Origin of the sequence: Pelagibius sp. 7325 (assembly GCF_037652055.1) — a bacterium.
In the GTDB taxonomy this organism is placed as follows: domain Bacteria; phylum Pseudomonadota; class Alphaproteobacteria; order Kiloniellales; family Kiloniellaceae; genus Pelagibius.
This window is the reverse complement of the sequence record NZ_JBBKAH010000003.1, coordinates 443,232-466,176: the sequence shown is the minus strand read 5'-3', so window position 1 is coordinate 466,176 and position 22,945 is coordinate 443,232. Positions and strand designations below refer to the sequence as shown.

At 65.6% G+C, this 22,945-nt stretch carries 23 protein-coding genes; 13 read left to right on the top strand and 10 right to left on the bottom strand.

The window, feature by feature from the left end:
• Nucleotides 1–20 precede the first annotated feature (20 nt).
• From WDC82_RS11205 to WDC82_RS11185, 5 genes are all read left to right on the top strand, one after another.
• Nucleotides 21–527, top strand: coding sequence for a hypothetical protein (locus WDC82_RS11205; RefSeq protein ID WP_340117400.1), 507 nt, complete (start codon nucleotides 21–23; stop codon nucleotides 525–527).
• Between the two features lie 2 nt (nucleotides 528–529).
• Complete coding sequence (locus WDC82_RS11200) at nucleotides 530–2,065, top strand: tripartite tricarboxylate transporter permease (RefSeq protein ID WP_340117399.1); 1,536 nt, start codon at nucleotides 530–532, stop codon at nucleotides 2,063–2,065.
• A gap of 2 nt (nucleotides 2,066–2,067) precedes the next feature.
• The gene (locus WDC82_RS11195) at nucleotides 2,068–3,348 is read left to right on the top strand and encodes a hypothetical protein (RefSeq protein ID WP_340117398.1); all 1,281 of its coding nucleotides are present in this window, start codon (nucleotides 2,068–2,070) and stop codon (nucleotides 3,346–3,348) included.
• Nucleotides 3,349–3,538: 190 nt separating this feature from the next.
• Complete coding sequence (locus WDC82_RS11190) at nucleotides 3,539–4,483, top strand: alpha/beta hydrolase (RefSeq protein ID WP_340117397.1); 945 nt, start codon at nucleotides 3,539–3,541, stop codon at nucleotides 4,481–4,483.
• A gap of 80 nt (nucleotides 4,484–4,563) precedes the next feature.
• Nucleotides 4,564–5,205, top strand: a complete 642-nt coding sequence (locus tag WDC82_RS11185; protein ID WP_340117396.1) for a DUF2238 domain-containing protein — start codon at nucleotides 4,564–4,566, stop codon at nucleotides 5,203–5,205.
• Nucleotides 5,206–5,211: 6 nt separating this feature from the next.
• Here the strand turns inward: WDC82_RS11185 and WDC82_RS11180 are convergent, their stop codons facing one another.
• The 5 genes from WDC82_RS11180 to WDC82_RS11160 all read right to left on the bottom strand — a co-directional run bounded on the left by WDC82_RS11180 (nucleotide 5,212) and on the right by WDC82_RS11160 (nucleotide 10,666).
• Complete coding sequence (locus WDC82_RS11180; RefSeq protein WP_340117394.1) at nucleotides 5,212–6,972, bottom strand: sulfate permease; 1,761 nt, start codon at nucleotides 6,970–6,972, stop codon at nucleotides 5,212–5,214.
• Between the two features lie 30 nt (nucleotides 6,973–7,002).
• Nucleotides 7,003–8,685 carry a TIGR01244 family sulfur transferase gene (locus WDC82_RS11175; protein WP_340117393.1) on the bottom strand — a complete coding sequence of 561 codons (1,683 nt, stop codon included), beginning with the start codon at nucleotides 8,683–8,685 and terminating at the stop codon, nucleotides 7,003–7,005.
• Between the two features lie 53 nt (nucleotides 8,686–8,738).
• A complete protein-coding gene (locus tag WDC82_RS11170; protein ID WP_340117392.1) occupies nucleotides 8,739–9,602 on the bottom strand; it encodes an MBL fold metallo-hydrolase in 864 nt (287 codons plus the stop codon).
• Between the two features lie 41 nt (nucleotides 9,603–9,643).
• Nucleotides 9,644–9,844 carry a DUF2892 domain-containing protein gene (locus tag WDC82_RS11165; RefSeq protein WP_340117391.1) on the bottom strand — a complete coding sequence of 67 codons (201 nt, stop codon included), beginning with the start codon at nucleotides 9,842–9,844 and terminating at the stop codon, nucleotides 9,644–9,646.
• A 159-nt stretch (nucleotides 9,845–10,003) separates the two neighbouring features.
• A complete protein-coding gene (locus tag WDC82_RS11160) occupies nucleotides 10,004–10,666 on the bottom strand; it encodes a Crp/Fnr family transcriptional regulator (RefSeq protein WP_340117390.1) in 663 nt (220 codons plus the stop codon).
• A 424-nt stretch (nucleotides 10,667–11,090) separates the two neighbouring features.
• Here WDC82_RS11160 and WDC82_RS11155 point away from each other — a divergent pair, with 424 nt between their 5' ends.
• Together WDC82_RS11155 and WDC82_RS11150 are read left to right on the top strand one after the other, a co-directional pair.
• Nucleotides 11,091–11,816, top strand: coding sequence for a hypothetical protein (locus WDC82_RS11155; RefSeq protein ID WP_340117388.1), 726 nt, complete (start codon nucleotides 11,091–11,093; stop codon nucleotides 11,814–11,816).
• Between the two features lie 15 nt (nucleotides 11,817–11,831).
• Nucleotides 11,832–12,311 (top strand): GFA family protein, encoded by a 480-nt coding sequence (locus WDC82_RS11150; RefSeq protein ID WP_340117387.1) that lies wholly within the window; start codon nucleotides 11,832–11,834, stop codon nucleotides 12,309–12,311.
• A gap of 148 nt (nucleotides 12,312–12,459) precedes the next feature.
• Here the strand turns inward: WDC82_RS11150 and WDC82_RS11145 are convergent, their stop codons facing one another.
• The gene (locus WDC82_RS11145) at nucleotides 12,460–12,705 is read right to left on the bottom strand and encodes a hypothetical protein (protein ID WP_340117386.1); all 246 of its coding nucleotides are present in this window, start codon (nucleotides 12,703–12,705) and stop codon (nucleotides 12,460–12,462) included.
• A 458-nt stretch (nucleotides 12,706–13,163) separates the two neighbouring features.
• On the opposite strand from WDC82_RS11145, the gene WDC82_RS11140 reads away from it, so the two are divergent.
• Both WDC82_RS11140 and WDC82_RS11135 read left to right on the top strand, forming a co-directional pair.
• Entirely contained in the window at nucleotides 13,164–14,516 is a 1,353-nt protein-coding gene (locus tag WDC82_RS11140; RefSeq protein WP_340117384.1) for a hypothetical protein, read from the top strand.
• A gap of 191 nt (nucleotides 14,517–14,707) precedes the next feature.
• Nucleotides 14,708–15,694, top strand: a complete 987-nt coding sequence (locus WDC82_RS11135; RefSeq protein WP_340117382.1) for a DUF4142 domain-containing protein — start codon at nucleotides 14,708–14,710, stop codon at nucleotides 15,692–15,694.
• A gap of 175 nt (nucleotides 15,695–15,869) precedes the next feature.
• On the opposite strand, the gene WDC82_RS11130 is transcribed toward WDC82_RS11135, so the two are convergent.
• Nucleotides 15,870–17,051, bottom strand: coding sequence for a cytochrome c peroxidase (locus WDC82_RS11130; RefSeq protein ID WP_340117381.1), 1,182 nt, complete (start codon nucleotides 17,049–17,051; stop codon nucleotides 15,870–15,872).
• 241 nt (nucleotides 17,052–17,292) lie between these two features.
• Here WDC82_RS11130 and WDC82_RS11125 point away from each other — a divergent pair, with 241 nt between their 5' ends.
• The 3 genes from WDC82_RS11125 to WDC82_RS11115 all read left to right on the top strand — a co-directional run bounded on the left by WDC82_RS11125 (nucleotide 17,293) and on the right by WDC82_RS11115 (nucleotide 18,700).
• On the top strand, nucleotides 17,293–17,733 hold the full coding sequence (locus tag WDC82_RS11125; RefSeq protein ID WP_340117380.1) for a RidA family protein: 441 nt from the start codon (nucleotides 17,293–17,295) through the stop codon (nucleotides 17,731–17,733).
• 81 nt (nucleotides 17,734–17,814) lie between these two features.
• On the top strand, nucleotides 17,815–18,327 hold the full coding sequence (locus WDC82_RS11120) for a hypothetical protein (RefSeq protein WP_340117379.1): 513 nt from the start codon (nucleotides 17,815–17,817) through the stop codon (nucleotides 18,325–18,327).
• Nucleotides 18,296–18,700: a PRC-barrel domain-containing protein gene (locus WDC82_RS11115; RefSeq protein ID WP_340117378.1), complete on the top strand. Its 405-nt coding sequence runs from the start codon at nucleotides 18,296–18,298 to the stop codon at nucleotides 18,698–18,700. Before WDC82_RS11120 ends, WDC82_RS11115 begins: the two co-directional genes overlap by 32 nt.
• 114 nt (nucleotides 18,701–18,814) lie before the next feature.
• Here WDC82_RS11115 and WDC82_RS11110 read toward each other — a convergent pair whose 3' ends face one another.
• Nucleotides 18,815–19,783, bottom strand: a complete 969-nt coding sequence (locus WDC82_RS11110; protein WP_340117377.1) for an aldo/keto reductase — start codon at nucleotides 19,781–19,783, stop codon at nucleotides 18,815–18,817.
• 254 nt (nucleotides 19,784–20,037) lie between these two features.
• Between WDC82_RS11110 and WDC82_RS11105 the strand changes: the two genes are divergently transcribed.
• Nucleotides 20,038–20,253, top strand: coding sequence for a DUF1127 domain-containing protein (locus WDC82_RS11105; protein ID WP_340117375.1), 216 nt, complete (start codon nucleotides 20,038–20,040; stop codon nucleotides 20,251–20,253).
• A 258-nt stretch (nucleotides 20,254–20,511) separates the two neighbouring features.
• On the opposite strand, the gene WDC82_RS11100 is transcribed toward WDC82_RS11105, so the two are convergent.
• Together WDC82_RS11100 and WDC82_RS11095 are read right to left on the bottom strand one after the other, a co-directional pair.
• Complete coding sequence (locus WDC82_RS11100; protein WP_340117374.1) at nucleotides 20,512–21,135, bottom strand: LysE family translocator; 624 nt, start codon at nucleotides 21,133–21,135, stop codon at nucleotides 20,512–20,514.
• Between the two features lie 780 nt (nucleotides 21,136–21,915).
• Nucleotides 21,916–22,746, bottom strand: a complete 831-nt coding sequence (locus WDC82_RS11095; RefSeq protein ID WP_340117373.1) for a hypothetical protein — start codon at nucleotides 22,744–22,746, stop codon at nucleotides 21,916–21,918.
• Nucleotides 22,747–22,945: the final 199 nt, after the last annotated feature.

The following is a 22,945-nucleotide window of genomic DNA, read 5'->3' as shown; positions in this document are numbered from 1 at the left end:
GCTACAGGAACCTGTTCAACATGGCGTCGATGCGCGACAGCGGCGAGAAACGCCAGATCGGGGGTGAACTGATCATCCCCGTGATGGCGCTGATGTTCACCCTCTACTACATCTACAGCGTCATCGACTCGCCGTGGTCGGCGCAGCTGAACGCCTTCATGATCGGCACCGTGCTGATCGCCCTGGTGCTGGCTTTCCTCGGCTATGCCGCATGGGAGGTCCTGAAGGGCCGCGCGACGCTCGGCATGTCCGACCTCCTGGCACCCTACGACATCCTGCCGCGCCGCCTTGGTTTCATGGTCCTGACCATCGGCTACCTGATCGTCATGCCGTGGCTGGGCTTTACGCTGACCACCTTCGTCTTCATGGCCGCTTCTATGCTGCTGCTCGGCGGCGGGCGGCGCCCCATCGTCGCGGTCGTGTCGGGGCTGGTTATGGCGGCCGTTGCGCTCGGTGTGTTCGTCATCCTGTTCCAGAAGCGTTTTCCCAAGGGTCCCATCGAGTATCTCGTGCAGGTGTTGAGCTAGCCATGGAAACCACGCCTATCGATGCCGCGTTCTTCGGCGAACTCTTCCTGCACAGCCTCTCGCTCTGGTGGGTGATCGTCCCCTCGATCTTCCTGGGCCTCGTGGTCGGCGCCATTCCCGGCTTCAGTGCTGCCAATACCATCATCATCCTGCTGCCCTTCACCCTGGTGATGGATGTCGAGGTGGGCCTCGTCTTCATGGTGGCGCTCTACTGCGCCTCGCGTATGGGCGCCGGCATTCCCGCCATCCTGGTGAACATCCCCGGCACGGCGGGCGCCGCGGCGACGCCGCTGGACGGCTATCCCATGGTGAAGAAGGGGCAGGGCCAGCAGGCACTCGCCATCTCCTTCACCTCCTCGACCCTCGGCGGCCTGCTGACCACGGTCATCGCCCTGGTTTCAATGCCGGTGCTGGCGCGAGTCGGCTTTCACATGCACTCCGCCGAGATGGTGGTGGTCATGCTGTTCGGCATCTCGCTGATCGCCACCATCGCCGCCAAGAACACGCTGAAGGGCCTCATCGCCGGCTTCTTCGGCCTGATGATCGGCTCGATCGGTGCCGACCACGTCTACGCGACGCCGCGCGGCACCATGGGCTTTCTGGAACTCTACGACGGCATCCCGCTGATTCCGGCGCTGGTCGGCCTCTTCGCCATCTCCGAGGCCTTCCTGGTCATCGAAGGCGAGAGCATCCTCTCGAAGCACGCCCAGGACCGCCTGGTCACCGGCTCATGGCAACAGACCTTCCAGGGCGTCAGGCTGACCTTGCGCAAGTGGTGGCACGTCACCTGGACCAGCCTCATCGGCCTCGTCATCGGCGTCACCCCCGGTGCTGGTGCGGCGATCGCCGCTTTCGTCGCCTACCAGCAGTCGCGTGCCTTCTCGAAGACGCCCGAACTCTACGGCACCGGCCATCCGGAGGGCCTCATCGCGCCGGAGTCGGCCAACAACGGCGTGACGGCTGGCACTCTCATTCCGCTGCTGGTGCTCGGCATCCCCGGCGGTGCCACGGCGGCCATCATGCTGGTCGTCATGCAGTACCAGGGGGTCAACACCGGACCGCGCCTCTTCATGGAACAGCCGGAGCTCGGCTACGGCATCTTCATGGCGATGTTCACCACCTACCTGCTGATGGCTTTCACCATCCTGCCGATGTCGCGCTACATGTCCCGCGTGACGCTGGTGTCGACCACTTACATGTCGCCGCTCATCATCGGTTTCACGCTGGTCGGCTCCTTCGTGCCGCGCGAGTACATGTTCGACATGTACCTCGCCTTCGCCTTCGGCATTCTCGGCTATATCGCGCGCAAGACCGGCTACCATGTGGCCGCGATCCTGATCGGTGTCATCCTGGGCCCGCTGATGGAGCGTTACATGCTGGTCGCTCTGCAGAAGGCCGACGGCAGCTTCACCGCGCTGTTCTCGACGCCGCTGACCAACATCCTCTGGGTCGCCCTGGCTGCCTCGCTGGTGCTGCCGATCTTCATGAAGCACCGCCAGCGGCGGCGCGAAGGCGTCTTCGCGGAAGGGGAGGGATAACCATGGATGCTCCTGTTAACCGGCTCGCCCGCAACATTCGCCGCGTCGCCCATCTGGACCTGCCGGGCGGCGGCCAGGTGGTGGTGCAGGACGGCTATGCCTACATCGGCCACATGAAGCCGCCCTACGGCACCACCATCCTCGACGTGCGCGATCCGAAGAACCCGCGCATCGCCGCGGAGATCAGGCTCGACGACGATTTTTCGCACACCCACAAGGTGCGCGTCGCCGGGGATCTCATGGTCACCAACGTGGAGCAGAACCGCCGCCACTTCCTGCGCAAGGGCGCCGCCCTGCCGGAGTTGCGCGCGAGGCTCGCCGGCGAGCTGGGACGCAAGCCAAGCGACGCCGAGGTGGCGGCAGCCGCGGGCGTCACGCCCGAACAGGTGGCCGAGCTGGACGCCGCGCGCGAGCGCGGCTACCGCGATGGCGGCTTCAAGGTCTGGGACATCTCCGACAAGACCAGGCCACGGCTTTTGACCCACCACCGCACCTTCGGCTTCGGCACCCACCGCTTCGACATGGATGCGGACTACGCCTACATCTCGACCGAGATGGAGGGCTATCTCGGCAACATCCTGGTGATCTACGACCTGAAGGACCCGGCAAACCCGCAGGAGGTGTCGCGCTGGCATCTGCCGGGCCAGCACATCGCCGGCGGCGAGACGCCGGCCTGGAAGGGCTACAAGAACCGCCTGCATCACGCCATGCGCGTCGGCAACGAGATGTGGGCCGCCCTCTGGCACGCCGGCTTCCGGGTGCTCGACGTCAGCGACATCACCCGGCCGCGGGTGGTGGCCAGCCATGACTACCATCCACCCTTCCCGGAGCCCACCCATACCATTCTGCCGGTATCCGGCCTGGTCGCCGGCAGGCGTATCGCCGTGGTGATGGACGAGGAGCACGATCACCGGCCCGGGCGGCTGCATGCCTTCCTCTGGGTCTTCGACGTCACCGATTTCGACAACATCACCGCGCTCTCGGCCTTCGACGTCAGCGAGCTCGACTCGCCCTGGGCGCGCGCGCCCGGGCGCTTCGGTGCCCATCAGTTCCGCGAGAAGCTGGACGAGCCGCTGGTCTTCGCCACCTGGTTCGCCGGTGGCCTGCGCGTGGTCGACGTGTCCGATCCCTTCGCGCCGGAGGAAACCGCTTTCTTCATCCCAGAACCGGTCGGCGACGAGGCGAGCCCGCAGTCCAACGACGTCGATGTCGACGAGAACGGACTCATCTACCTGCTCGACCGCAACCGCGGCTTCGACATTCTCGAGATGACGAATCGGTGAATTTTCTGGCGGCGTCGATCCATACACCGCTGTCGTCCCGGGGCTTGTACCCAGGACCCATTGGCGTCAGGGCGTAGCGAGGGCATCGGGTCCCGGCATCAAGTGCCGGGACGACAGCCTGGGAAATGGCAAGGCCGAGCGACTCCTGTTAGTGACTTGATGTAGCACGCAACGAAGGAACCATATTCTTATGCCAAACGATGTCATGGAAAAGACCGCCAGCGAGAAGGACGTCGTCGGCGAGGAGCACTGGACGAAGAAGGGCGAGGATGTCGACCTCTTCCTCTGGAACAAGTACCTCGGCAAGCCTTCAGGCAAGAAGGGGACGGTGCTCTTCGTGCACGGCTCTTCCATGGCTTCGACGCCGACCTTCGATCTGCAGGTGCCGGGGCGGCCGTTCAGTTCGGCGATGAACTACTTCGCCTGCCAGGGTTACGATACCTGGTGTGTCGACATGGAGGGCTACGGCCGCTCCACCAAGACGCGGGACATCTTCTGCGATATTTCCAACGGCGCCGACGACCTCGCCGCGGCCAGCGCCTACATCGAGAAGCTGCGTGGCGCCGGGCCGCTGCTGGTCTACGGCATCTCTTCCGGCGCCCTGCGTGCGGCAATGTTCGCCGAGCGTCATCCGGAGCGGGTGAAGCGCCTCGCCCTGGACGCCTTCGTGTGGACCGGAGAGGGCAGCCCGACCCTGGAGCAGCGGCGCAAGAAGCTGCCGGAGTTCTCGGCGTCCAAGCGCCGGCCCATCGACTATGCCTTCGTGCAGTCGATCTTTGCGCGCGATCATCCGGGCTGTGCCGAGCAGAAGGTGATCGATGCCTTCGCCGAGGCGATCTGCGCCCTCGACGATTCCATGCCCAACGGCACTTACATCGACATGTGCTCCAAGCTGCCGCTGGTCGATCCGGCGAAGATCACGGTGCCGACCATCGTCATGCGCGGCGAGTACGACGGCATCGCCGGTTTCGAGGATCTGACGGCGTTCTTCGAGAAGCTGCCCAACCCGGACAAGACCTTCGCGGTCATGTCCGGCATTTCCCACGCCAGCTTCCAGCAGAAGAACTATATGCTCGTCTACCACATCCTCGGCGGTTTCTTCGCCCAGCCGGAGCCGCTCTACCGTGGTGACTAGCGGGAGGCTGCTCGACATCGCCGCATCTGGGCCGCGGTCCGTTGCGCCCCTCGTTTTCAATAGCGGAGGGTAGAGGCCGCGTGCTCACGACTGCTGGCGGACCGGTCGCCGCCAACTTCCGGCGCAACCGCCTGCTCCAGGGTCTTGCCGGCGCCTATGCTCTGTGGTGGCTGGCGCTGGCGGTGGCGCCTTACGATCGCTTCGACTGGTTGCTGGAGAACCTGCTGGTGTTCGCGTTCGTCGGCCTGCTGACGGCGACCTACCGGCGCTTTCCGCTCTCCGATCTCTCGTACCTGCTGATCGCGGTGTTCCTGGCCTTGCACGCTGTCGGTGCCCATTACACCTACTCGGAGGCACCGGTTGGCGGGTGGATGACCGATCTGCTGGGTGGAGAGCGCAATCACTACGATCGCGTGGTACATTTTCTTTTCGGATTTCTCTGCGCCTATCCCCTGCGCGAAGCGGTGATGCGGGGTTGCGGTGTGGCTGGATGGCGCTCCGGGCTGCTGGCCTTCGCGGTGGTGCTCGCGTTTTCCAGCGGCTACGAGATGCTGGAGTGGGGCGCCGTCCTGGTTCTCAGCCCGGAGGAGGGCATGGCCTTCCTCGGCGCCCAGGGCGACGTCTTCGATGCCCAGAAGGATACCGCGCTCGCAACGCTGGGCGCAGCCATTACTCTGCTTGTCGCCGGCGTGCTGGAGCGCCGAAGGCGCCCCTTGAGTTGACGATCTCTACACCGTCGCCGCCGAGTGTTCCGGGCGGCAGGCGTTAACGGCGTGCCAGGTGGTCTCGGGGTCGAGCGTCACCAGGGCGTCGTACTGGCTGAGGAAGACCTTGCCGGTGACGTCGTCGAGAAAGTGGGAGCGCCGCAGCTTGTCCATCACCGGGCCCTTCACCTCGGAGAGGTGGAAGGAGACGCCGGCGGCGTTCAGACGCTCGTTCAGCGCCTCCAGGCTTTCCAGCGCGCTGGCATCGATGTCGTTTACGGCCGAGCAGATCAGCACCACGTGCTTCAGCGCCTTGTCGGCCACCGCCATGTCGTAGAGCCTGTCCTCCAACCAGCGTGAATTCGCGAAGTAAAGGCTCTCGTCGACGCGCACGCAGAGCACCGCCTTGCTGGTGACGACGCGGTGGCGCTTAACATTGCGGAAGTGTTGGGTGCCCGGCACCTGGCCGACGACGGCCATGTGTGGCCGGCTGGAGCGTACCAGGAACAGCAGCACGGAGAGCGTCACGCCGGTGATGATGCCGGCTTCCACGCCGCCGCCCAGCACCACCAAGATGGTCGCCGCCATGGCCGCGAAGTCGGCCTTGGAGTAGATCCAGGTGCGCTTCACCGCCTTGAGGTCGACCAGCGACAGCACGGCGACCACGATGGTGGCGGCCAGGGTCGCCTTGGGCAGCTGCTGGAACAGCGGCGTCAGCAGCAGCGCGGTGAGACCGATCCCCACCGCGGTCATCACACCGGCCATCGGCGTGCGCGCGCCGGCGTCGAAGTTCACCACCGAGCGGGCGAAGCCGCCGGTCACCGGGTAACCGCCGGTGACGCTGGCGGCGAGGTTGGCGGCGCCGAGGCCGACCAGTTCGCGGTTGGGGTCGATGCGCTCGCGCCGCTTGGCGGCGAGCGTTTGCGCCACCGAGACGGATTCGACGAAGCCGACGACGGAGATCAGCACCGCCGAGGGCAGCAGTTCCTGCCACAGCGCCAGGTCGAAGGGGGGTAGAGTGACCGGCGGCAGCCCGCGCGGGATCTCGCCGACCACTTTCACGCCCGCCTGGTCGAGGGCGAAGGCCTGCACCAGGACGATGGTGGCGATGACGGCGACGACCGGCCCCGCCTTGGCGAGGCTGTCGGCGACCCGCGGCCCGAGCCCGGCGCGCATCAGCAAGGGCTTTAGGGACTTGCGCACCCAGAACAGGAAGGCGGTGGCGGCGGCGCCGATGATCAGCGTCGGCAGGTTCACCGCGTCGAGATGACGGGCGATCGAGTCCACCATCTCGATCAGGGTATGGCCGCCGGCCTCGATGCCCAGGATATGCTTCAGCTGGCTGGTGGCGATGAGAATGCCCGATGCGGTGATGAAGCCGGAGATCACCGGATGGCTGAGGAGACTGGCGAGGAAGCCCAGGCGCAGCAGGCCGAGTGCCACCAGGAAGAGGCCGGAGAGCAGCGCCAGCGCGATGGCCGCGCCCATGTACTCCGGGGTGCCGACGCTGGCGTAGTTGCCGACCGCCGCGGCGGTCATCAGCGAGACCACGGCGACCGGGCCGACGGCGAGCGACGTGGAGGTGCCGAAGAGGGCGTAGCCGACCAGCGGCAGCATCGAGGCGTAAAGACCGACCTCAGGCGGCAAGCCGGCCAGCAGCGCATAGGCCAGGCTCTGCGGGATCAGCATGATGGTGACGATCACCGCGGCCAGGGCATCGCCATGGAGGGCAGTGCGGTCGTAGCGGCGCATCCAGGCGATGCCCGGCAGCAGGCGTTCGATCATCAACTCAGTCCAACACTGTCAGGTTTGCGCTCAGTTCAGCACTTCCGGCTTCACGGGGCCGGGCTTGGCCAGCCACTCGCGGCCGCGCAGCATGGCCTGCCAGTAGATCGGCGGCAGGATCTTCTCCTTCAGCAGCCAGGCGAGGCGGCTCGGCCGCTTGCCGTTGATCAGCCAGGCCGGGAAGCTCGGCAGCAGCTTGCCGCCGTAGCCGAACTCCGCCAACACGATCTTGCCGCGCTCCACCGTCAGCGGGCAGGAGCCATAGCCGTCGTAGTGGCCGACCGCCGCGTTGCGGCCCATGTCGGCCAGCAGGTTCTGCGCCACTACCGGGGCCTGCTTGCGTGCCGCCGCCGCCGTCTTGGCGTTGGGCGCGTTCATCACATCGCCCAGGCTCCAGATGTTCTCGAACTTCTTGTGGCGCAGGGTGTTCTGGTCGACATCGACCCAGCCGGCCTGGTCGGCCAGCGGGCTCACGCGGATGAAGTCCGGCGCGCATTGCGGCGGGCAGACATGGATCATGTCGAAGCTGCGCTCGACGCGGGTTGTCTTGCCGTCGGCATCGGTCTGGTCGAACCAGGCCTGCTTGGCCGGGCCGTCGATGGCGACCAGGTTGTGGCTGAACTTCAGCTCGGCCTTGTACTTCTCGACGTATTCCATCAGCGCCGGCACGTAGTCCTTCACGCCGAACAGCACGCCGCCGGCGTTGTAAAAGGCGATGTCGATGTGGTCGAGCACGCCCGCGCGGAACCAGTGGTCGGCGGAGAGGTACATCGCCTTCTGCGGCGCGCCGGCGCATTTGATCGGCATCGGCGGCTGGGTGAAGAGGGCGGTACCCGCCTTCAGGTTCTTCACCAGCTGCCAGGTGTAGGGTGCCAGGTCGAAGCGATAGTTGGAGGTGACGCCGTTCTTGCCGAGCGTATCGATCAGGCCTTCCACCTTGTGCCAGTCCAGCTTCAGGCCGGGGCAGACGACGAGACGGTTGTACTGGATGGCGCGGCACCCCTCCAGCAGCACCACGTTGCGCTCCGGCTCGAAAGCGGCGACGGCGGCCTTGATCCAATGCACCTCTTTGGGCAGCACGGAGGAGAGCGTGCGCACGGTCTCGTCGGCCTCGAAGACGCCGCCGCCCACCAGGGTCCAACCCGGCTGGTAGTAATGGATGTCGGCGGGGTCGATGATGGCGATGTCGAGATCGGGCGCGCGCGACAGCAGCGAGGAGGCGACGGCGATACCCGCCGAGCCGGCGCCGATCACCACGATGTCGAACTTGGCGTCGATGGCTTCGGTCGGCGTCTTGCCCTGGTTGGCGATGCGCCGCACCACGGCGGACATGTCGTAGCCGGCGTTTTTGGCGGCGACCAGGATATCGGCCAGCGGCATCTTGCCGGCACGGCTCAGCGACCACAGGGTGATCGAGCGGGTGCCCGTGCGGCAGTAGGCGAAGACCGGCTTGGGCGCCGCCTCGAAGGCTTCCGCGAAAGCCTCGGCATCGGCATCGCTCACCTTGCCGCTTTCGACCGGCCGGTAGACCGCCTGCAGTCCGGCGCGCCTGGCGGCCTCCTCGATCTCGTGGAACAGCGGCTGGTCATTGCCTTCGCCGTCCGGGCGGTTGCAGATGATGGTCTTGTAGCCCGCCGCTGCGATTTCGGGGACCTCCCCCGGCAGGATCTGCGGCGCCACGCCAAAACTCTTGTCGACTCGTCTGATTTCCATGATTTCCTCCAGCCCCGCCCGTTATTGTCCGCGTTGTTCTGCGGGCGCCGGCGTTACAGCGCGTCGAGGGGGATTTTCAGATAACGCACGCCGTTGTCCTCGGCCGGCGGCATTTCGCCGGCGCGCATGTTGACCTGCACCGACGGCAGGATCAGCACGGGCATATCGAGGGTCTTGTCGCGCTCCGTGCGCATTTTCACGAAGGCGTCTTCGCTGATGCCGTCGTGCACGTGGATATTGTTCGCCTTTTCGGCTGCCACGGTGGTTTCCCAGACGAAGCTGTCGCGGCCGGGGGCCTTGTAGTCGTGGCAGAGGAACAGGCGGGTCTCGGGCGGCAGCGCCAGGATCTTCTGAATCGATTTATAGAGCGTACGCGCGTCGCCGCCGGGAAAGTCGCAGCGTGCAGTGCCATAGTCGGGCATGAAGAGAGTGTCGCCGACGAAGGCGGTATTGCCGATGACATAGGTCGAGCAGGCCGGGGTGTGGCCCGGCGTGTGGATGGCCTTGGCCTCCAGCTTGCCGATGGTGAAGGTCTCGCCGTCCTCGAACAGCCGGTCGAACTGCCGCCCGTCGGTGGCGAAGTCGTCTTCCACGTTGAAGACCTTCTTGAACACGCCCTGAACCTTGTCGATGCGGGCGCCGATGGCGATCTTGCCGCCCAGCTTGGCCTTAAGATAGGGCGCGGCGGTCAGGTGGTCGGCGTGGACATGGGTCTCCAGAATCCACTCGATGCTCAGGCCCTCCGCCTTCACGAAAGCGATCACCGCGTCGGCCGAGGCGGTCCGGGTACGACCGGACTTGGGATCGTAGTCCTTCACCGAGTCGACGATGGCGGCCTGCCGGGTTTCGGGGTCCCACACCACGTGGGTCGCCGTGAAGGTCGCCTCGTCGAAGAAAGTCTTGATTTGCGGGTTCATAGCGCTCCTCTTGCCTCTGCGTTTTCCTCGGCCTTTGTAGCTCAGGCCTGTTTGCTTTTCTTGCCCGTCGTGCAGATCCCCAGCAGGCGGTAGGCCGGGCAGAAGCCGATGAAGGCCGTCGCCAGGGGGATCACGCCGATCCAGCCCCAGGCGGTCTTTGGGCCGACGAACACCAGGGCGATCAGCACGACGCCGACGATAACCCGCAAGATGCGGTCGATGGTTCCAATGTTGCTCTGCATGGCGGACTCCTCGCTGGAAAAGGCTCGCATTCCGATGCCTTCTCCGGAGCATAGGGGCGGGGCAAGCATCATTATGTGATTTAGTCACCGTGCGGGGGCGAATTGCCTTGCGGCAGATCAAAACCGCGGCGATCCGCAGTTTTCTGCGGCGTTCCGGTCTCAGTCCCCGGCGGCGAGGCGCTCCAGGCTCCGGCGATCCGTCACGTGAACCAGGCCGCGGGTCAGCGCCAGCCAGCCGCGCCGCTGGAACTCCTTCAGGTGGCGGCTGACCACCTCGCGGGCGGTGCCCAGTTCGACGGCCAATTCCTGATGGGTCACGCCCAGCCTGCCCTCGGCGTTGGTGAGGTCCAGCAGTCTCTGGGCGAGGCGCTTGTCGATACGTTCAAAGGCGACCTCCTCGACCACGTGCAACAGGTCGGTGATGCGGCTGGCATAGTGGGAGAACACGAAGCGACGGAAGTCGGCCGAGCGGGCCATCAGATCCTCAAAGGTCGCCTTGGGCACGGCGACGGCTTTGACTGGCGTCTCGGTGACGCCCTCTGCGTTGTAGGTGTCACCCGACAGCAGGCAGGCGGTCGTCATGATGCAGCTCTCTCCGCCGGCGACGCGGTACAGCACGATCTCGCGGCCGTTCGCTGAAACCTGCTGCACCCGCACGGTGCCCTCCAGCAGCAGGAGGAAGTTCTCCGCCGGCAGGCCGGGGGCGAAGACGGTCGTCTGCGCGGGCAAGGAGACGATCTGTGCCCGCTCGGTGATCAGTTTCTGCTCCGCCGGCGTCAGCGGCGCCAGTTCGGGAAAGCGGGTGATCCAGTCGGGCGGCATTGCGGCGGCGGATCCTCGATTTTGCGCCGTTGTCGGGCTGTTGTCGCGGCCCTGAATTCGGACGCCGGGGGGCTAGTTTTAACCCGCAAGGTTAGCGGGGGCGGCCCCCCGCGTCCATGCGTCATGCGGGAGATTGGGCGCTGCGAAGATGTGGGGAATCCCATAGAGCCTCGCCCCGCCCTGCGCCAGACTCCCGTTTGACGACGATACGGGAGCGGCCCCTCTTTGGCCGTGAAGTGGGAGTACGAACCATGCAGCGCCTGCGCCTTGTCTACTACAGCCTCCTGGTCATCGCGACCGCCTTGATGGTGAGCGCGATCGCCAACGCCTGAGCGCTTAGCCAGGCAGTTGCCTCCTTGCGTCGGGGGCGCCATGCTGGACGGGTCTGTCACCTGGAATCCCGGCAAAAGGCCCGTCCGTTCTCTTGCCCGTTCTCCCTGCCGACCTGCTGCTTGCCATCGTCTGCGCCACGCTTGCCGGCGCCACCATGCCGCTCGGCGGCTTCGTCGCCCGCTTCGAACATGTCCGGCCGGCCTGGTTGGAGACCGAACTCCGGCACTGCGTGATCGCTTTCGGCGGCGGCGTGCTCTTCGCCGCGGTTGCCCTGGTGCTGGTGCCGGAGGGGCGCGCCGCGCTGTCGGCGCCTGCGGCACTGGCGGCTTTCGGGGCGGGCGGCCTGTTCTTCTTTTTGGTCGACCGGCTGATCGAACGGCGCGGCGGTGGCGGCGCGCAGCTCATGGCGATGCTGCTGGACTTCGTGCCGGAGTCCCTGGCGCTTGGCGCCACCTTCGCCGCCCAGCGGTCGGTCGGCCTGCTGCTCGCTGTGCTCATCGCGCTGCAGAACTTTCCCGAAGGCTTCAACGCCTACCGCGAACTGCGTGCCGCCGGGCATCTCCGTCCACAGACGATCCTCGCCGCCTTCTGCTTCCTGGTGCTGCTTGGCCCGCTGGCTGCCGTGGTGGGGCATGTCTGGTTGCGCGATCTGCACGAGCCCCTGGGCGTCCTGATGCTGTTTGCCGCCGGCGGCATCTTCTACCTGATCTTCGAGGATATCGCGCCGCAGGCAAAGCTGGAGTATCACTGGGCGCCGCCGCTCGGCGCGGTCGCCGGCTTCATGCTGGGCATGGCGGGCGACGCGCTGGTGAATTGACGGGAGGTCTCAAGGATGTCTGATAAATTTTCCCTGGAAGGCGGCTGCACCTGCGGGTCGGTGCGCTACCGCATGACCACGCCGCCGATGTACGTCCACTGCTGCCACTGCCGCTGGTGTCAGCGTGAAACGGGCTCTGCCTTCGCCATCAATGCGATGATTGAGGCCGACCGGGTGGAGGTGCTGCAGGGAACGCCCGACGTGCTGCTGACGCCGACCCTCAGCGGCAAGGGCCAGAAGATCGCCCGCTGTCCGCACTGCCGCGTCGCGCTGTGGAGCAATTACGCGGGCGCCGGCGACAAGGTGCGCTTCGTGCGGGTCGGCACGCTCGACGATCCCGACCGCCTGCCGCCGGACATCCATATCTTCACCGCTTCCAGGCAGCCCTGGGTGGTGCTGCCGCAAGATGCGCTGGCGTTCGAGGAATATTACGACCGCGAAGCCTGTTGGCCAGTGGAGAGCCTGGAGCGCCGCCGCGTCCTGCTGGGCGGCTGAAGACGGGAGACGAGCAGACGGAAAAAGCAAGACCCGCCGGCGGGGGCGGCCGGCGGGTCTTTACCATCCCGGAAGGGGGAGCCCGGTGGGGAGAGGCGCTCGGGGGAGCGGGGAAGCCGGGGCAGCTTCCGGGTGGGTGCTTGTGTTTCTAGTCCCAGACAGGATCGCCGAGGTCGATGTCGTCTTTGTCGGTCAGCGCGCCCGTCGCGCCGCCGACGACACCGCCAATCGCGGCGCCGCTGAGCGGTGCGCCCACGATTGCCCCGCCTACGGCACCGGCACCGGCGCCGATCGCGGCACCACTGAGGCCGCGGTCGCCGGTGCTGCTGCCGCAGGCCGCCAACGCCAGCAGAGCTACGGCGGCGGCACTCATTTTCAGGGCTGTGCGGTGCATGACGTTTCCTCCCTCATGTCGGGCACAGGTGGATATCTGTTGTATCGAGCGGTTAACGGGCGTTCCCGCTCCTGGTTCCCACACCACTCGGTGACAAAAATGAGCAGCAACCGCTGCGACATTCTCTGATGCCGGCGATACCCTGCAGCACGCCGATTTCGAAGTAGCGGCATCGCGGAGGAGGGACGCCTTGCGGCGCAGAGGGAGGATCCTGCGGAATATCACTGCGTCGCAGGCCCCCTTGCGTGATATCGGATGGCTGTCTGCCGGGCGTATCGGTCCGGCAGTTCAAGAGGAACGCGAGGGAACGCGTGACCGCTGCGGTCGAAGCGCAAGCCCGCAAGACCGCTCCCAGCCGCCGTTTCCGCCAGACGCCACTTAGGCTGGTCGCCACTTAGGCAAAGTTGACCCAACAGCCACGTACCGCACGCACCCGCGTGCGGGCGAGAGGAGGAATCATGCCCGCTACCCAGGAGAAGTCGATGAAGGCCAGTGCCGTTCCCTGCTGCCCGGAGCTATCGGCGGAGCCTTGTTGCGACCGCCTGACCTTCGACTACCGCCTCGTCAATCGGGTCGGAGACATCCCGGTTGAAGTGAAGATCAGCGTCCTGTTCGAACGCTGCCCTGGGCCGCTGTCGCTCGGCGACCTGGTCTACTCGACCACCCTGCTGCCGGGCGAGACGGTGCGGCTGTTCAGTTCCAGCCGCAAGAACCGCTTCACCTTCGACAGCGAATCCCAGGTCAGCTACCGTCACGAGCAGACCTCGGAAGAATCCTATTACATGAGCTCGATGAGCCGTTTCATGTCGGACCTCTCGATCCGTGAGGACGTGGAGGCAGACAGTTCCAGCTCCGGCTCTTTCAAGACCGACGGCAGCGTCTCCGGCGCGGTGGAATCCTTCTTCGTCGGACCCTCCGCCAGCGTCAGCGGTTCCTACAACGCCGCGTCGTCCTTCGATTTCCTGCGCGAACTGTCTAGCCACGCCGAGTCCTCGCACCAGCGCGCGGAGCAGGGCACGCGCGCGGCCAGTTCCGTGTCGGTCGGCGAGGTGCAAAGCCGCAGTCATGCCGAGGGCGAGTCGGAGAGTACCTTCGAGTCCGCGACACGCACCATCTCCAACCGCAACCGCTGCCACGCGGTGACCTACTTCGCCTACCAGATCAACAAGACGCAGATCGTCCGCTTCAAGATCCTGGCGATTACCCGCCGCGTCATAGATCCGGCCGGCGACAGCAAGGTCGCCATCGTACCGCCGCGCTTCACCGGCGAGGTCTCGGTCATCCCGCAGGCCGTGCTGGCGACCGACACCAGGCGCGTGGGGGTTGAATCGGTGGCGCGTGCCAGCGGCGTGGCGGACCGCGCCGGCATCATTTCCGGCGGCGGCGACGCCGCGCAGACGGTTCAGGCACCGCTGCAGGGTCAGCTCTTCGCCACCCGCGTCGCGGCAGCCCAGCGCCTCTCGACGGCGCAGCCGATCGCCGCGGCGGCGCGCCAGCGCGCGCTGGAGGCGGTCGACAAGGAACTGGTCGCCGCCGGGATGCTGGACAAGGTCGGCGGCAGCGTCAGCCCGCAGTTGGTGGCCGAGCTTTCCTTCGAGCGTCAGTCCTGCCTGCCGACGCCGGCGATCCTGGTGAAGGGCTGCCTGGACGACTGCGACGTCTGCGAGGACGGCCGCAAGGAGGAGATCAAGCTGGACCTGGAGCGCAAGGCGCTGGAGAACAAGTTGCTCGCCAAGCAGATCGAACTGCTGGAGCAGTCGCAGGAATACCGCTGCTGTCCCGCCGGTGAGATGGAAGAAGAGCCCGCCTAACCACCTCCTCCGGCGCCGGCTGGCGCCGGGCAGACATCACGCTTTCCTTATGCCGGTCATCCGATCAGGGGCGCGTCCGCAATGCCGGGCGCGCCCCATTTTCTTGGCGCGGGGCAACCTTCCTCGCTCGTTCGCGTTGTTTGTCCAGAAATCACTTTTGCAATCCCACATTCAACCGAAGGGTAGACACCATGAAACAGCAGTTGCTTCGGGCGACCGCGATCGCGGCCCTCACTCTCGTGCCGACCGTCGTGATGGCGCAGAGCTCCGGCACCAGCACGCAGCCTCAGCAGCAGTCGGACTCGCCGGCTCAGGCTGAGCAGATGCAGGTCAGCCAGCAGGACAGCGAATTCGCCAAGCAGGCGGCCGGCGGTGGCCAGGCTGAGGTCGAACTCGGCCGTCTGGCGACGGAACAGTCGCAGCATGAGGCGGTCACCCAGTACGGCGAGACCCTCGTCGATGAGCACACCGAGGCGAACGAGAAGCTGAAGGAAATCGCCGAGGAAAAGGGAATCGAGTTGCCTGGCGACCTCCCCGCCGAGGCGCAGGAGGCCAAGAGCCGGTTGTCGCAGATGACCGGCCTCGACTTCGACCGCGCCTTCATCGAGCAGATGGTCTCTGACCACCAGCGCACCATCGAACTCTTCGAAACGCAGGCACAGGACGGGCAGGACGCCGAACTGAAGACCTTCGCCGAGAACACCCTGCCGACCCTGCGCGAGCATCTCGATGAGGCGCAGCGGATCGAGGAGGAACTGAGCCAGCAGTCGACCATGCAGACCGCGGACAGCGCGCCGACGGCTGGTGGGACGATGGCGGACAACACGGCGGGCGGTATGGCCGCCGGCAAGGATCCGGGCGATCCGACGACGCGCTTCCAGGCGGCGCTGGGTGACGTGACGGCCAAGGACCTCATCGGCAAGACCGTCGTGAATGCCTCCGGCGACGAGGTCGGAGAGATCCAGAACCTCGTGATCGATCAGTCCGACGTCGTCAGTGCGATTATCGAAGTCGGCGGGTTCCTGGGGATCGGTGCCAAGCAGGTCGCCGTGCCGTTCGACGAGCTGCAGACCGGCGAAGACGAAGCCGTGTGGCAGACCCGCGCCACCGAGGAGGAGCTGGAAAACCTGCCGGCTTACGAAGAGGACAGCGAGGGCTTCCTGAGCTTTCCAAACTAATGGTCTGACGGACGTAGCGCCTGCCGCCGGGGTACTCCGGCGCCAGCGAAGGCTGCGACAGTCTAGAGTAAAGCGGCGGCGGACCGGCGACAGGCCTGTTCGCCGCCGTTACGTTTAGGGACCGGCGCGCGATCAGCGGATCAGGCGTCGCGGACCAAGCCGCGCGGAACAGGCCTCATGGCTCTGTCAGCAAGTGTTCGTAGCGCTGGTCGGTGAGGGTCTTCAGGAAGGCGACCAGGGCGTCGATGCGCTTGTCGTCCAGGGCGGGCCCATGGGTCAGTTCCTCCAGGGAGAGGTTCTGCGGCACCTCCGGGTCGCCCCAGGTGTCGCCGGTTTCCGGGTTGATCTGGCGCTTGGCGCTTTTGCTGTTGTACTTGTTGTAGAACAGCACCGCCGTGCGCAGATCTTTGAACACGCCGTTGTGCATATAGGGCCCGGTCACGGCGACGTTGCGCAGGCTTGGTACCTTGAACTTGCCGTCCTCGGCGGGGTCGTCGACGGCGGGGTTCTGCAGCAGGCCGTGGTCGATGAAGTCCTCCGCGCTGCCGTTCAGCCGGCGCACCGCGGCGTTCTTTGGAATGCCGATGTTGTGGTACTGGTAGTTGGAGAAGGTCTCCTGCGGATCGATCGCTGACGTGCGCAGTTGGTGGCAGAGGTTGCAGTTGGTGAACTGCTGGGAAAAGAACAGCAGCCGCCCCAGTTCCTCCTGGTCGCTCAGCTCGGCCTCGCCGCGCAGGAAGCGGTCGTATTTCGAATCGAAGGGCGCAAAGACCGGCGTCTCCTCGAAGGCGGCGATGCTCTGCGTCATCGCCTTGTAGGCGGCATCCGTCTCGCTGAAGACATTCCCGCCATAGAAACTCTTGAAGGCTTCGACGTAGCGCGGGTTCTCGCGCAGCCGCGCGACCACGCTGTCCTTGTCCGCCATGCCCATCTCGATGGGGTTCAGCGGCGGCCCGCCGGCCTGGCCCGCAAGGCCCGGCTCGCGGCCGTCGAGGAACTGGCCGCCGACGTAGCGGCCCTCGGCGTCGCGGTGGAAGGGTGGCGAGAAGCGCGCGTAGGCGGCGCTCGGCGCGTTGCGGTCGCCCAGGGAGCGGCCGTCGTCGCCTAGGGAAACCGCCAGGCCGGCTTCGGTCTCGCGCGGATCGACGAAGGCGAAGTCCGGGTTGTGGCAGGTGGCGCAGGACTGGCTGCGGTTCTTGGAGAGATTGGGGTCGTGGAACAGCGCTTCGCCCAAGGCCTCCACCGAAGGGAAGGGCTTGCCGGCGTCGGCGGCGCGGCCGCTGTCGAGCACGGCCAGCCCGCCCGCGGCCAGGGCGCAGGCGGGAAGGAGGATCAGCAGGAACGGGCGCCGTTTCATCGGTTTCGCGATCAGTGTTTTCGGTAGCGGCGCCGTGGGGCGCCATGTGGTGCGAATGCGTATCATCTTCATATCGCAGGCGCCTTGATGTGGGTCAAGGGGGCAGGCCCCGGCCTGAGCCCGGCCGGTCCGGGCGTGAGCCCGATTAATCCGTCCTATGAAACTTCGTCGTTTGTCAGCGCCGCCGCGGTGTCCCAGCTTCTCGGCAGGTTTCAATCCACGACAGCCCAGGAGACAATCCATGACGCAGCGACAGCCCCAGCCCGGCGAACGCCCCGCCTTCGTCCTCAGCAACCCGGCGGGGCTCTACGATCCGGCGCCCAACGGCTACTCGCACCTGGCGGCTCTGCGGCCCGGCGCGCGGCTGGTCCTGCCGGCCGGGCAGGGTGGCGAGGACAGGGAGGGCAGGCTACCCGCGGACTTCCGTGGCCAGGTCCGCCAGGCCTTCGCCAACCTGCTGGTGGCGCTGGAGGCGGCGGGCGCGGGCCCCGCAGACATCGCCAAGCTCACCGTGCTGGTGGTCGATCACAGCGAGGAGCGGTTGCATATCTTCGGTGAGGAGCAGGACCGCGCCCTTGGCAAGGACAGCATGAAGCCGGCCTGCACGCTGATCCCGGTGCCGCGGCTCGCCCTCGACGGCATGCTCTTCGAGGTCGAGGCGGTGGCGGTGCTGAATTCCTGATTGCGACGAAACATTTGGCGCGGTGCCACGTTGGCCTACACAGCAACGCGATTCGAGACAACGCAAAGGAGGAGAGAGACCATGACAAGACTCGCAATGCTTTCCAGCTGTGGCTTGGCCAGCGTCGCCCTCGTCGCTGGCCTTGCGGGGGCTCCCGCGATGGCTCAGCAGGACCAGACACAGACCCAGATGCAGAATAGGCAGGGCGAGATGCAGCAGCCTTCGCAGGAAGGGCGCGCCTGTCTCGACCGGCTTGAGCAATTGGACCAGCGGCTCGCCGGGGCCGGCTACGGCCAGCCCGGGCCGCGCGGTTACGGCGCCTACGGCACCGCCTATCGCACGATGGCACCCGCGGCGACCGATGGAGCCGGGACCTCTGCCGCACTGACGCGTCCGCTTCGCACGACTCCGCGCGCGGACATGCACGCCTTGATGCGTGCGGGCTTCGTCATGGCGCAGACCGGCTATGATCAGGGCTGTCAGCAGGTTGCGGCGGCCGTCGAGGACATGGCCAAGCGTTACGAAACCGCGATGCGCAGCGGCGAATGCCGACCGCGCCGGAATGGCGCAGTGGCGCGAGACCTTCCTCTCTGACGCCACCAAGGTTACGGCGCTCGATCAGCCCCTGCGCGCCGGCGAGATCATCGGCGGCGATCTGCGCAACATGCGTGACGAGGATCTCGGCGACATCGAGGACGTCGTCATCGGCGCGAGCGGCGAGATTCGCTACGTGATCGTCTCGACCGGCGGCTTTATCGGCTTCGGCGAGGAAGAGGTGCCGGTACCCTGGAGCGACCTCAAGGTGACCGCCGCGCCCTATCGCGACACCTTCGTGCTGGACGTGAGCAAGGAGGCCTTCAGCGACGCGCCGCGCGTCGACGACAGCCTGCGCTCGCAGCTCGCAACCGGCGAGCGTAACGACGAGGTCGAGGGCTTCTGGGATGATGCCCTTGGCGAGGCCTCGTAACGCGCACGCCGTTTATTCGGCGGAGTCCCGCCTCTCGGGGCGGTGACGACAGGAACGCCCGGCAGTGCAAACGCGCTGCCGGGCTTCTTGTTGTTTTAAACCTTGCCGTTCCCTCTAGCAGTAGCGCTCCGGCCCGATCCACTGCGCCTCGCTGTAGCGGTCGCCGTGGGCCCAGCCGACCGGCAGCACCGTCTCGATGCGGTCGAGGTCGGCTTCGGTCAGCGCCAGGGCGCCGCCGGCGGCCAGCTGTTCCAGGTGCGCGACCGAGCGGGTGCCGGGGATCGCGATGACCGCCGGGCTGCGGTGCAGCAGCCAGGCGATGGCCAGCGCCGCCGCGCTCGTGCCCAGCTCCGCCGCCAGCCTGCGGAAGCTCTCGGTGATCGCCAGGTTGGCGGTGTAGTTCGGCTCGGTGAAGCGCGGGTTCGCCTTGTAGAAGTCGGCGCCGGCGATCTTCTCCGGCGTCGGCGGCGTGTCGGTCAAGAGGCCGCGGCCGACCGGCGAGAAGGCGACCAGACTCGCCCCCAGCCGCTCGCAGCTCTGCACCAGGCCGAGTTCCGGCGAGCGGGTCTGCAGCGAGTATTCCGACTGCACCGCGGCGACCGGATGCTCCACCGCCGCGCGGCGCAGCGAGGCCGGCGCGATCTCGGAGAAGCCGAAGGCGTGGATCTTGCCGGCGGCGATGAAGCCGGCCAGCGTGCCGGCGACCTCCTCGATGGGGATGCGCGGGTCGCGCCGGTGCACGTAGAACAGGTCCACCGCCTCGACGCCCAGGCGCTGCAGGCTGGCGTCCAGTTCCGCTTCCAGGTGTTCGGGCGAATTGTCGAAGCCGCGCTTGCCGGTTTCCTTGTCGCGCCGGATGCCGGCCTTGGTGGCGATGCGGAAGAGGCCGTCCTTCGCCTTGCCCTGCTTGGCGAGGAAACTGCCGATGACGCGCTCGGAAAGGCCCATGCCGTAGACGTTGGAGGTGTCGAGGTGGTCGATGCCGAGATCGAGCGCGGCCGTCAGGATGGCGTGCGACTCTGCCTCGCTGGTCGGGCCGTAGAAGCTGGTGAACGACATGGCGCCGATCCCGACGGCCGACACGCTCGGCCCCCCGGGCCCAAGCTGGCGTTTCTGCATGGCTGGCACTTCCCCTGCGGTGGATTTTTTCTGCGCGGGCGAAGATAGGCGAAACCGCCGTGCCGCGCGAGCTTCTGTGATCGCCCGTCAAGCCTGTCACCGTCGGGCAACAATTGAAACCCTGATGGCCCTGAAGCGACATCACGACGCAACGCAAAGCGTCTAGAGGAAGAGCCTGGATCCCTTGCACTGCGCCCGCGTGGCGAAAGAAGGCAATCATGGCGACGTTCAATCCCGGTCTCTCGTCCCGCACCGCCGCGGCAGGCACCTTCCCCGGCGGCCTGCGCGGCCTGTGGCACGCGCTGCTCCGCTGGCACCGGCGCCGCAACGAGCTGCACCACCTCATGGAACTGGACGACTACCTGCTGCGGGACATCGGCATCACGCGCGAGGACGTGGCGCGTTCGCTGGGCCGGTCCTTCCCGCTGCAGTGAGCGGGCTGTCCGGTGTATCTGGGCGGGACGTAAAATCGCGTCCTCGTGATTATCTCGAAGTCTATACACACCGTTGTCGCCCCGGGGCTTGACCCCGGGGCCCATTGGCGTCGCTGCGTGATGATGGGGTGTAATGACCGCACCCCGCCAGCCGCAAGAACGGAGAGTTTTCTGCCGACAATTGATTGATCGGCTAAGGCATTGGGTCGCGGGGTCAAGCCCCGGGACGACAGCCTTGAGTGTGGCAGGGGCGAGTCCCTATCTCTCCGCCAGCGCCAGCCGCACGCCCAGCACGCCGAAAGCGCCGGCAAAGCCGCGCCGCAGCCAGCGCATGACCCGCGGCCGCGAGATCACGTAGCGACGCGCCGCCGAGGCAAAGGCGCCGTAGCCGACGAAAACGACGAAGGTGAGCGCCATGAAGACGCCGCCCAGCTCCAGCATGGTCGCTGTGGGGTGCAACGCCGTCGCCGGCACGAACTGCGGCAGGAAGGCGAGGAAGAACAGCGACAGTTTGGGATTGAGGATGTTCAGCAGGAAGCCGTTTGCGACGATGCGCGCGCCTGACGTGCCCGCATGCCGTGCCGCGCTCTCATCACTGACGTCCAGCGCGCCGCCCTCGCGCGCGATGGACCAGGCCATGTAGAGCAGGTAGGCGACGCCGACATACTTCACCACCTGGAACGCCAGCGCCGAGCTGTGCAGCAGCGCCGCCAGCCCGACGACGCTCGCCCCGATGTGCGGCAGGATCCCCAGCGTGCAGCCGAAGGCCGCGATGACGCTCGCCCGCCACCCGCGCGAGAGGCCGAAAGTCAGAGTGTAGAGCACACCGGTCCCCGGCAGCAGAATGACGACGATGGACGTGGCGAGGAATTCGGGGGTCATGGGGGTGAGGCTCCGAAGGGCTGAAATGCCCGCGAGGTTAGCCCAGACCGCCACAAGGACCAAAGCCTTCTCCCCACACGCCTGCTGTCATACCCCCGCTGTCCTCACGCTCCCGCTGTCATCCTCGGGCTTGACCCGAGGATCCATCCCTCCGTTCGCTGGAACCGGAGAAGCGTCGCCATGGATTGCCGGATCAAGTCCGGCAATGACAGCGGAGGAAGGTGGCGGCGGTCGTGCATTCTTTCCTTCGCCCCATTGGGGAGAGGGACGCGGAGCTTTGCGCGAACGCCGCTCGCGCTTAGGCGAAGCTGGGTGAGGGGGATGCTCCCATCTTGATTTTTAGATCAGAGCAGTTGTGCAGGTGCCCCGTTTCTGAGGCACCTGCACTCTACCTCTGCCCCACTCTGGGAAAGAGCTACTTTCGCTGCCCTTTCGTTTGGTCTTGGCCTAGAGCAGTTGCCGCTAGGGTTTTGATCTGCTTTGGCGTCGGTTTGACGCTTCCGGACAGGACCTTGGAGGCTAGGGTGGATACTTTCGGTGACGTTTGTTTTGGGGTTGGCCTCTTAGCCATGATCTGTGTTCCAACTTTGACTTGTTAAGCTTTGGGGCGTAGAAATTGGAACCGTGGGCGAGCCGCAAAGCGACCCGCCCCCGGTCCTTAGCTATGCGCTAATGTCCGGGCCATGGACCACATGGCGCACCTCCTTTCCTCCGGGATGGGCTTCACGCGATCCGGCCAAGGATTGCCGCGTGAGCCAGGGAGTTCGAAACGGCGGTCGATCATTGATCGGCCGCCGTTTTTTTAGTCGTTTGAATCACCACCGACGATGAAGTGCCGGTATAGATCATGTCGAAGATTGAAGCGGCCATTCTCAGCCACGAGGCCCGGCCCTCTGCGTCCCAGTTCTCTCCGGGTTCAGGTAGGGTCATGAGGAGGCCTTGGATTAGAGGATGGTTTTTGCCGGTGGTGACCTCCCCACTGTTCCTTCCATTGTTGCCATCGACAGCTACCGTCGTTTCGGCATGGCTTGAAGGTTCGTTATTCTTTTCACCAAACTTTTCCTGCCCGGGGCCCATGCGTGGTCGAACAAGCCGGTCGTCTCCTCCTTCGAAATAGCCGGCTTGTCTGGCGGAACGTTCAAAGGCTTGTCGTGCCTTGTCGGTCTGCTTTCTTGCAACGCCCAGGCTTTGCATCTCCCGCTCAAGGGCTTTGGCCGGGGGAAGGAGGTGTCCTTTGTACTTTTCGTAGATTTCGGCGTATAGCGGCACACGCAAGAAGGCTTCCGCTCTAGCCGCACGTTCAGTGTCGGCCATAACGATTTGTCTTCCTAGGTTGGTGAGCTTGACAGTGCTTTTGCCTTCTCGCTCCACCAGTTCAAAAGTTCTCGCCGTGCCGGTCTTAAGGCGAAAAGCGCCGCTCATGGTTTGCTTCATTTCGGCGGCAAGTTCGTCGAGGTCGCATCCGCTTAGGCCGCTACGATTATAGACGGCGTTCGCCACTTCTACTGCTGCATCCAGGTCGAGATAAGGGAAGGCAATCGTCGATTGCTCGCGTCTATTGTCGCTGGCCTCATTGGCAGACGTTTCACTTTTGGTCTGTTCTTCCGTCATTGGAGGTCCCTCCTCGTGCTGGCATGCCGGCATGATAGGGGCGATTCGCCGCCAGGTCAAAAAATGTTTTCTTGTTTCCGCAAACAAAACTGCGGGCTGCCTTTTTTTATGAGGAATCCTCATTATGGCTAGGCTTGGCATTGTGAGCTCTGATAAATATCTATGTAAATCAATGCTATATGGTTATCCTCCAAATCTT

What these genes read in the sequence shown, in the direction of transcription:
- WDC82_RS11205 (WP_340117400.1), top strand. Translation starts at nt 21, where the DNA reads ATGGCGTCGATGCGCGACAGCGGCGAGAAACGCCAGATCGGGGGTGAA.
- WDC82_RS11200 (WP_340117399.1), top strand. Translation starts at nt 530, where the DNA reads ATGGAAACCACGCCTATCGATGCCGCGTTCTTCGGCGAACTCTTCCTG.
- WDC82_RS11195 (WP_340117398.1), top strand. Translation starts at nt 2,068, where the DNA reads ATGGATGCTCCTGTTAACCGGCTCGCCCGCAACATTCGCCGCGTCGCC.
- WDC82_RS11190 (WP_340117397.1), top strand. Translation starts at nt 3,539, where the DNA reads ATGCCAAACGATGTCATGGAAAAGACCGCCAGCGAGAAGGACGTCGTC.
- WDC82_RS11180 (WP_340117394.1), bottom strand. Translation starts at nt 6,972, where the DNA reads ATGATCGAACGCCTGCTGCCGGGCATCGCCTGGATGCGCCGCTACGAC.
- WDC82_RS11175 (WP_340117393.1), bottom strand. Translation starts at nt 8,685, where the DNA reads ATGGAAATCAGACGAGTCGACAAGAGTTTTGGCGTGGCGCCGCAGATC.
- WDC82_RS11170 (WP_340117392.1), bottom strand. Translation starts at nt 9,602, where the DNA reads ATGAACCCGCAAATCAAGACTTTCTTCGACGAGGCGACCTTCACGGCG.
- WDC82_RS11165 (WP_340117391.1), bottom strand. Translation starts at nt 9,844, where the DNA reads ATGCAGAGCAACATTGGAACCATCGACCGCATCTTGCGGGTTATCGTC.
- WDC82_RS11160 (WP_340117390.1), bottom strand. Translation starts at nt 10,666, where the DNA reads ATGCCGCCCGACTGGATCACCCGCTTTCCCGAACTGGCGCCGCTGACG.
- WDC82_RS11150 (WP_340117387.1), top strand. Translation starts at nt 11,832, where the DNA reads ATGTCTGATAAATTTTCCCTGGAAGGCGGCTGCACCTGCGGGTCGGTG.
- WDC82_RS11145 (WP_340117386.1), bottom strand. Translation starts at nt 12,705, where the DNA reads ATGCACCGCACAGCCCTGAAAATGAGTGCCGCCGCCGTAGCTCTGCTG.
- WDC82_RS11140 (WP_340117384.1), top strand. Translation starts at nt 13,164, where the DNA reads ATGCCCGCTACCCAGGAGAAGTCGATGAAGGCCAGTGCCGTTCCCTGC.
- WDC82_RS11135 (WP_340117382.1), top strand. Translation starts at nt 14,708, where the DNA reads ATGAAACAGCAGTTGCTTCGGGCGACCGCGATCGCGGCCCTCACTCTC.
- WDC82_RS11130 (WP_340117381.1), bottom strand. Translation starts at nt 17,051, where the DNA reads ATGAAACGGCGCCCGTTCCTGCTGATCCTCCTTCCCGCCTGCGCCCTG.
- WDC82_RS11125 (WP_340117380.1), top strand. Translation starts at nt 17,293, where the DNA reads ATGACGCAGCGACAGCCCCAGCCCGGCGAACGCCCCGCCTTCGTCCTC.
- WDC82_RS11120 (WP_340117379.1), top strand. Translation starts at nt 17,815, where the DNA reads ATGACAAGACTCGCAATGCTTTCCAGCTGTGGCTTGGCCAGCGTCGCC.
- WDC82_RS11115 (WP_340117378.1), top strand. Translation starts at nt 18,296, where the DNA reads ATGGCGCAGTGGCGCGAGACCTTCCTCTCTGACGCCACCAAGGTTACG.
- WDC82_RS11105 (WP_340117375.1), top strand. Translation starts at nt 20,038, where the DNA reads ATGGCGACGTTCAATCCCGGTCTCTCGTCCCGCACCGCCGCGGCAGGC.
- WDC82_RS11100 (WP_340117374.1), bottom strand. Translation starts at nt 21,135, where the DNA reads ATGACCCCCGAATTCCTCGCCACGTCCATCGTCGTCATTCTGCTGCCG.
- WDC82_RS11095 (WP_340117373.1), bottom strand. Translation starts at nt 22,746, where the DNA reads ATGACGGAAGAACAGACCAAAAGTGAAACGTCTGCCAATGAGGCCAGC.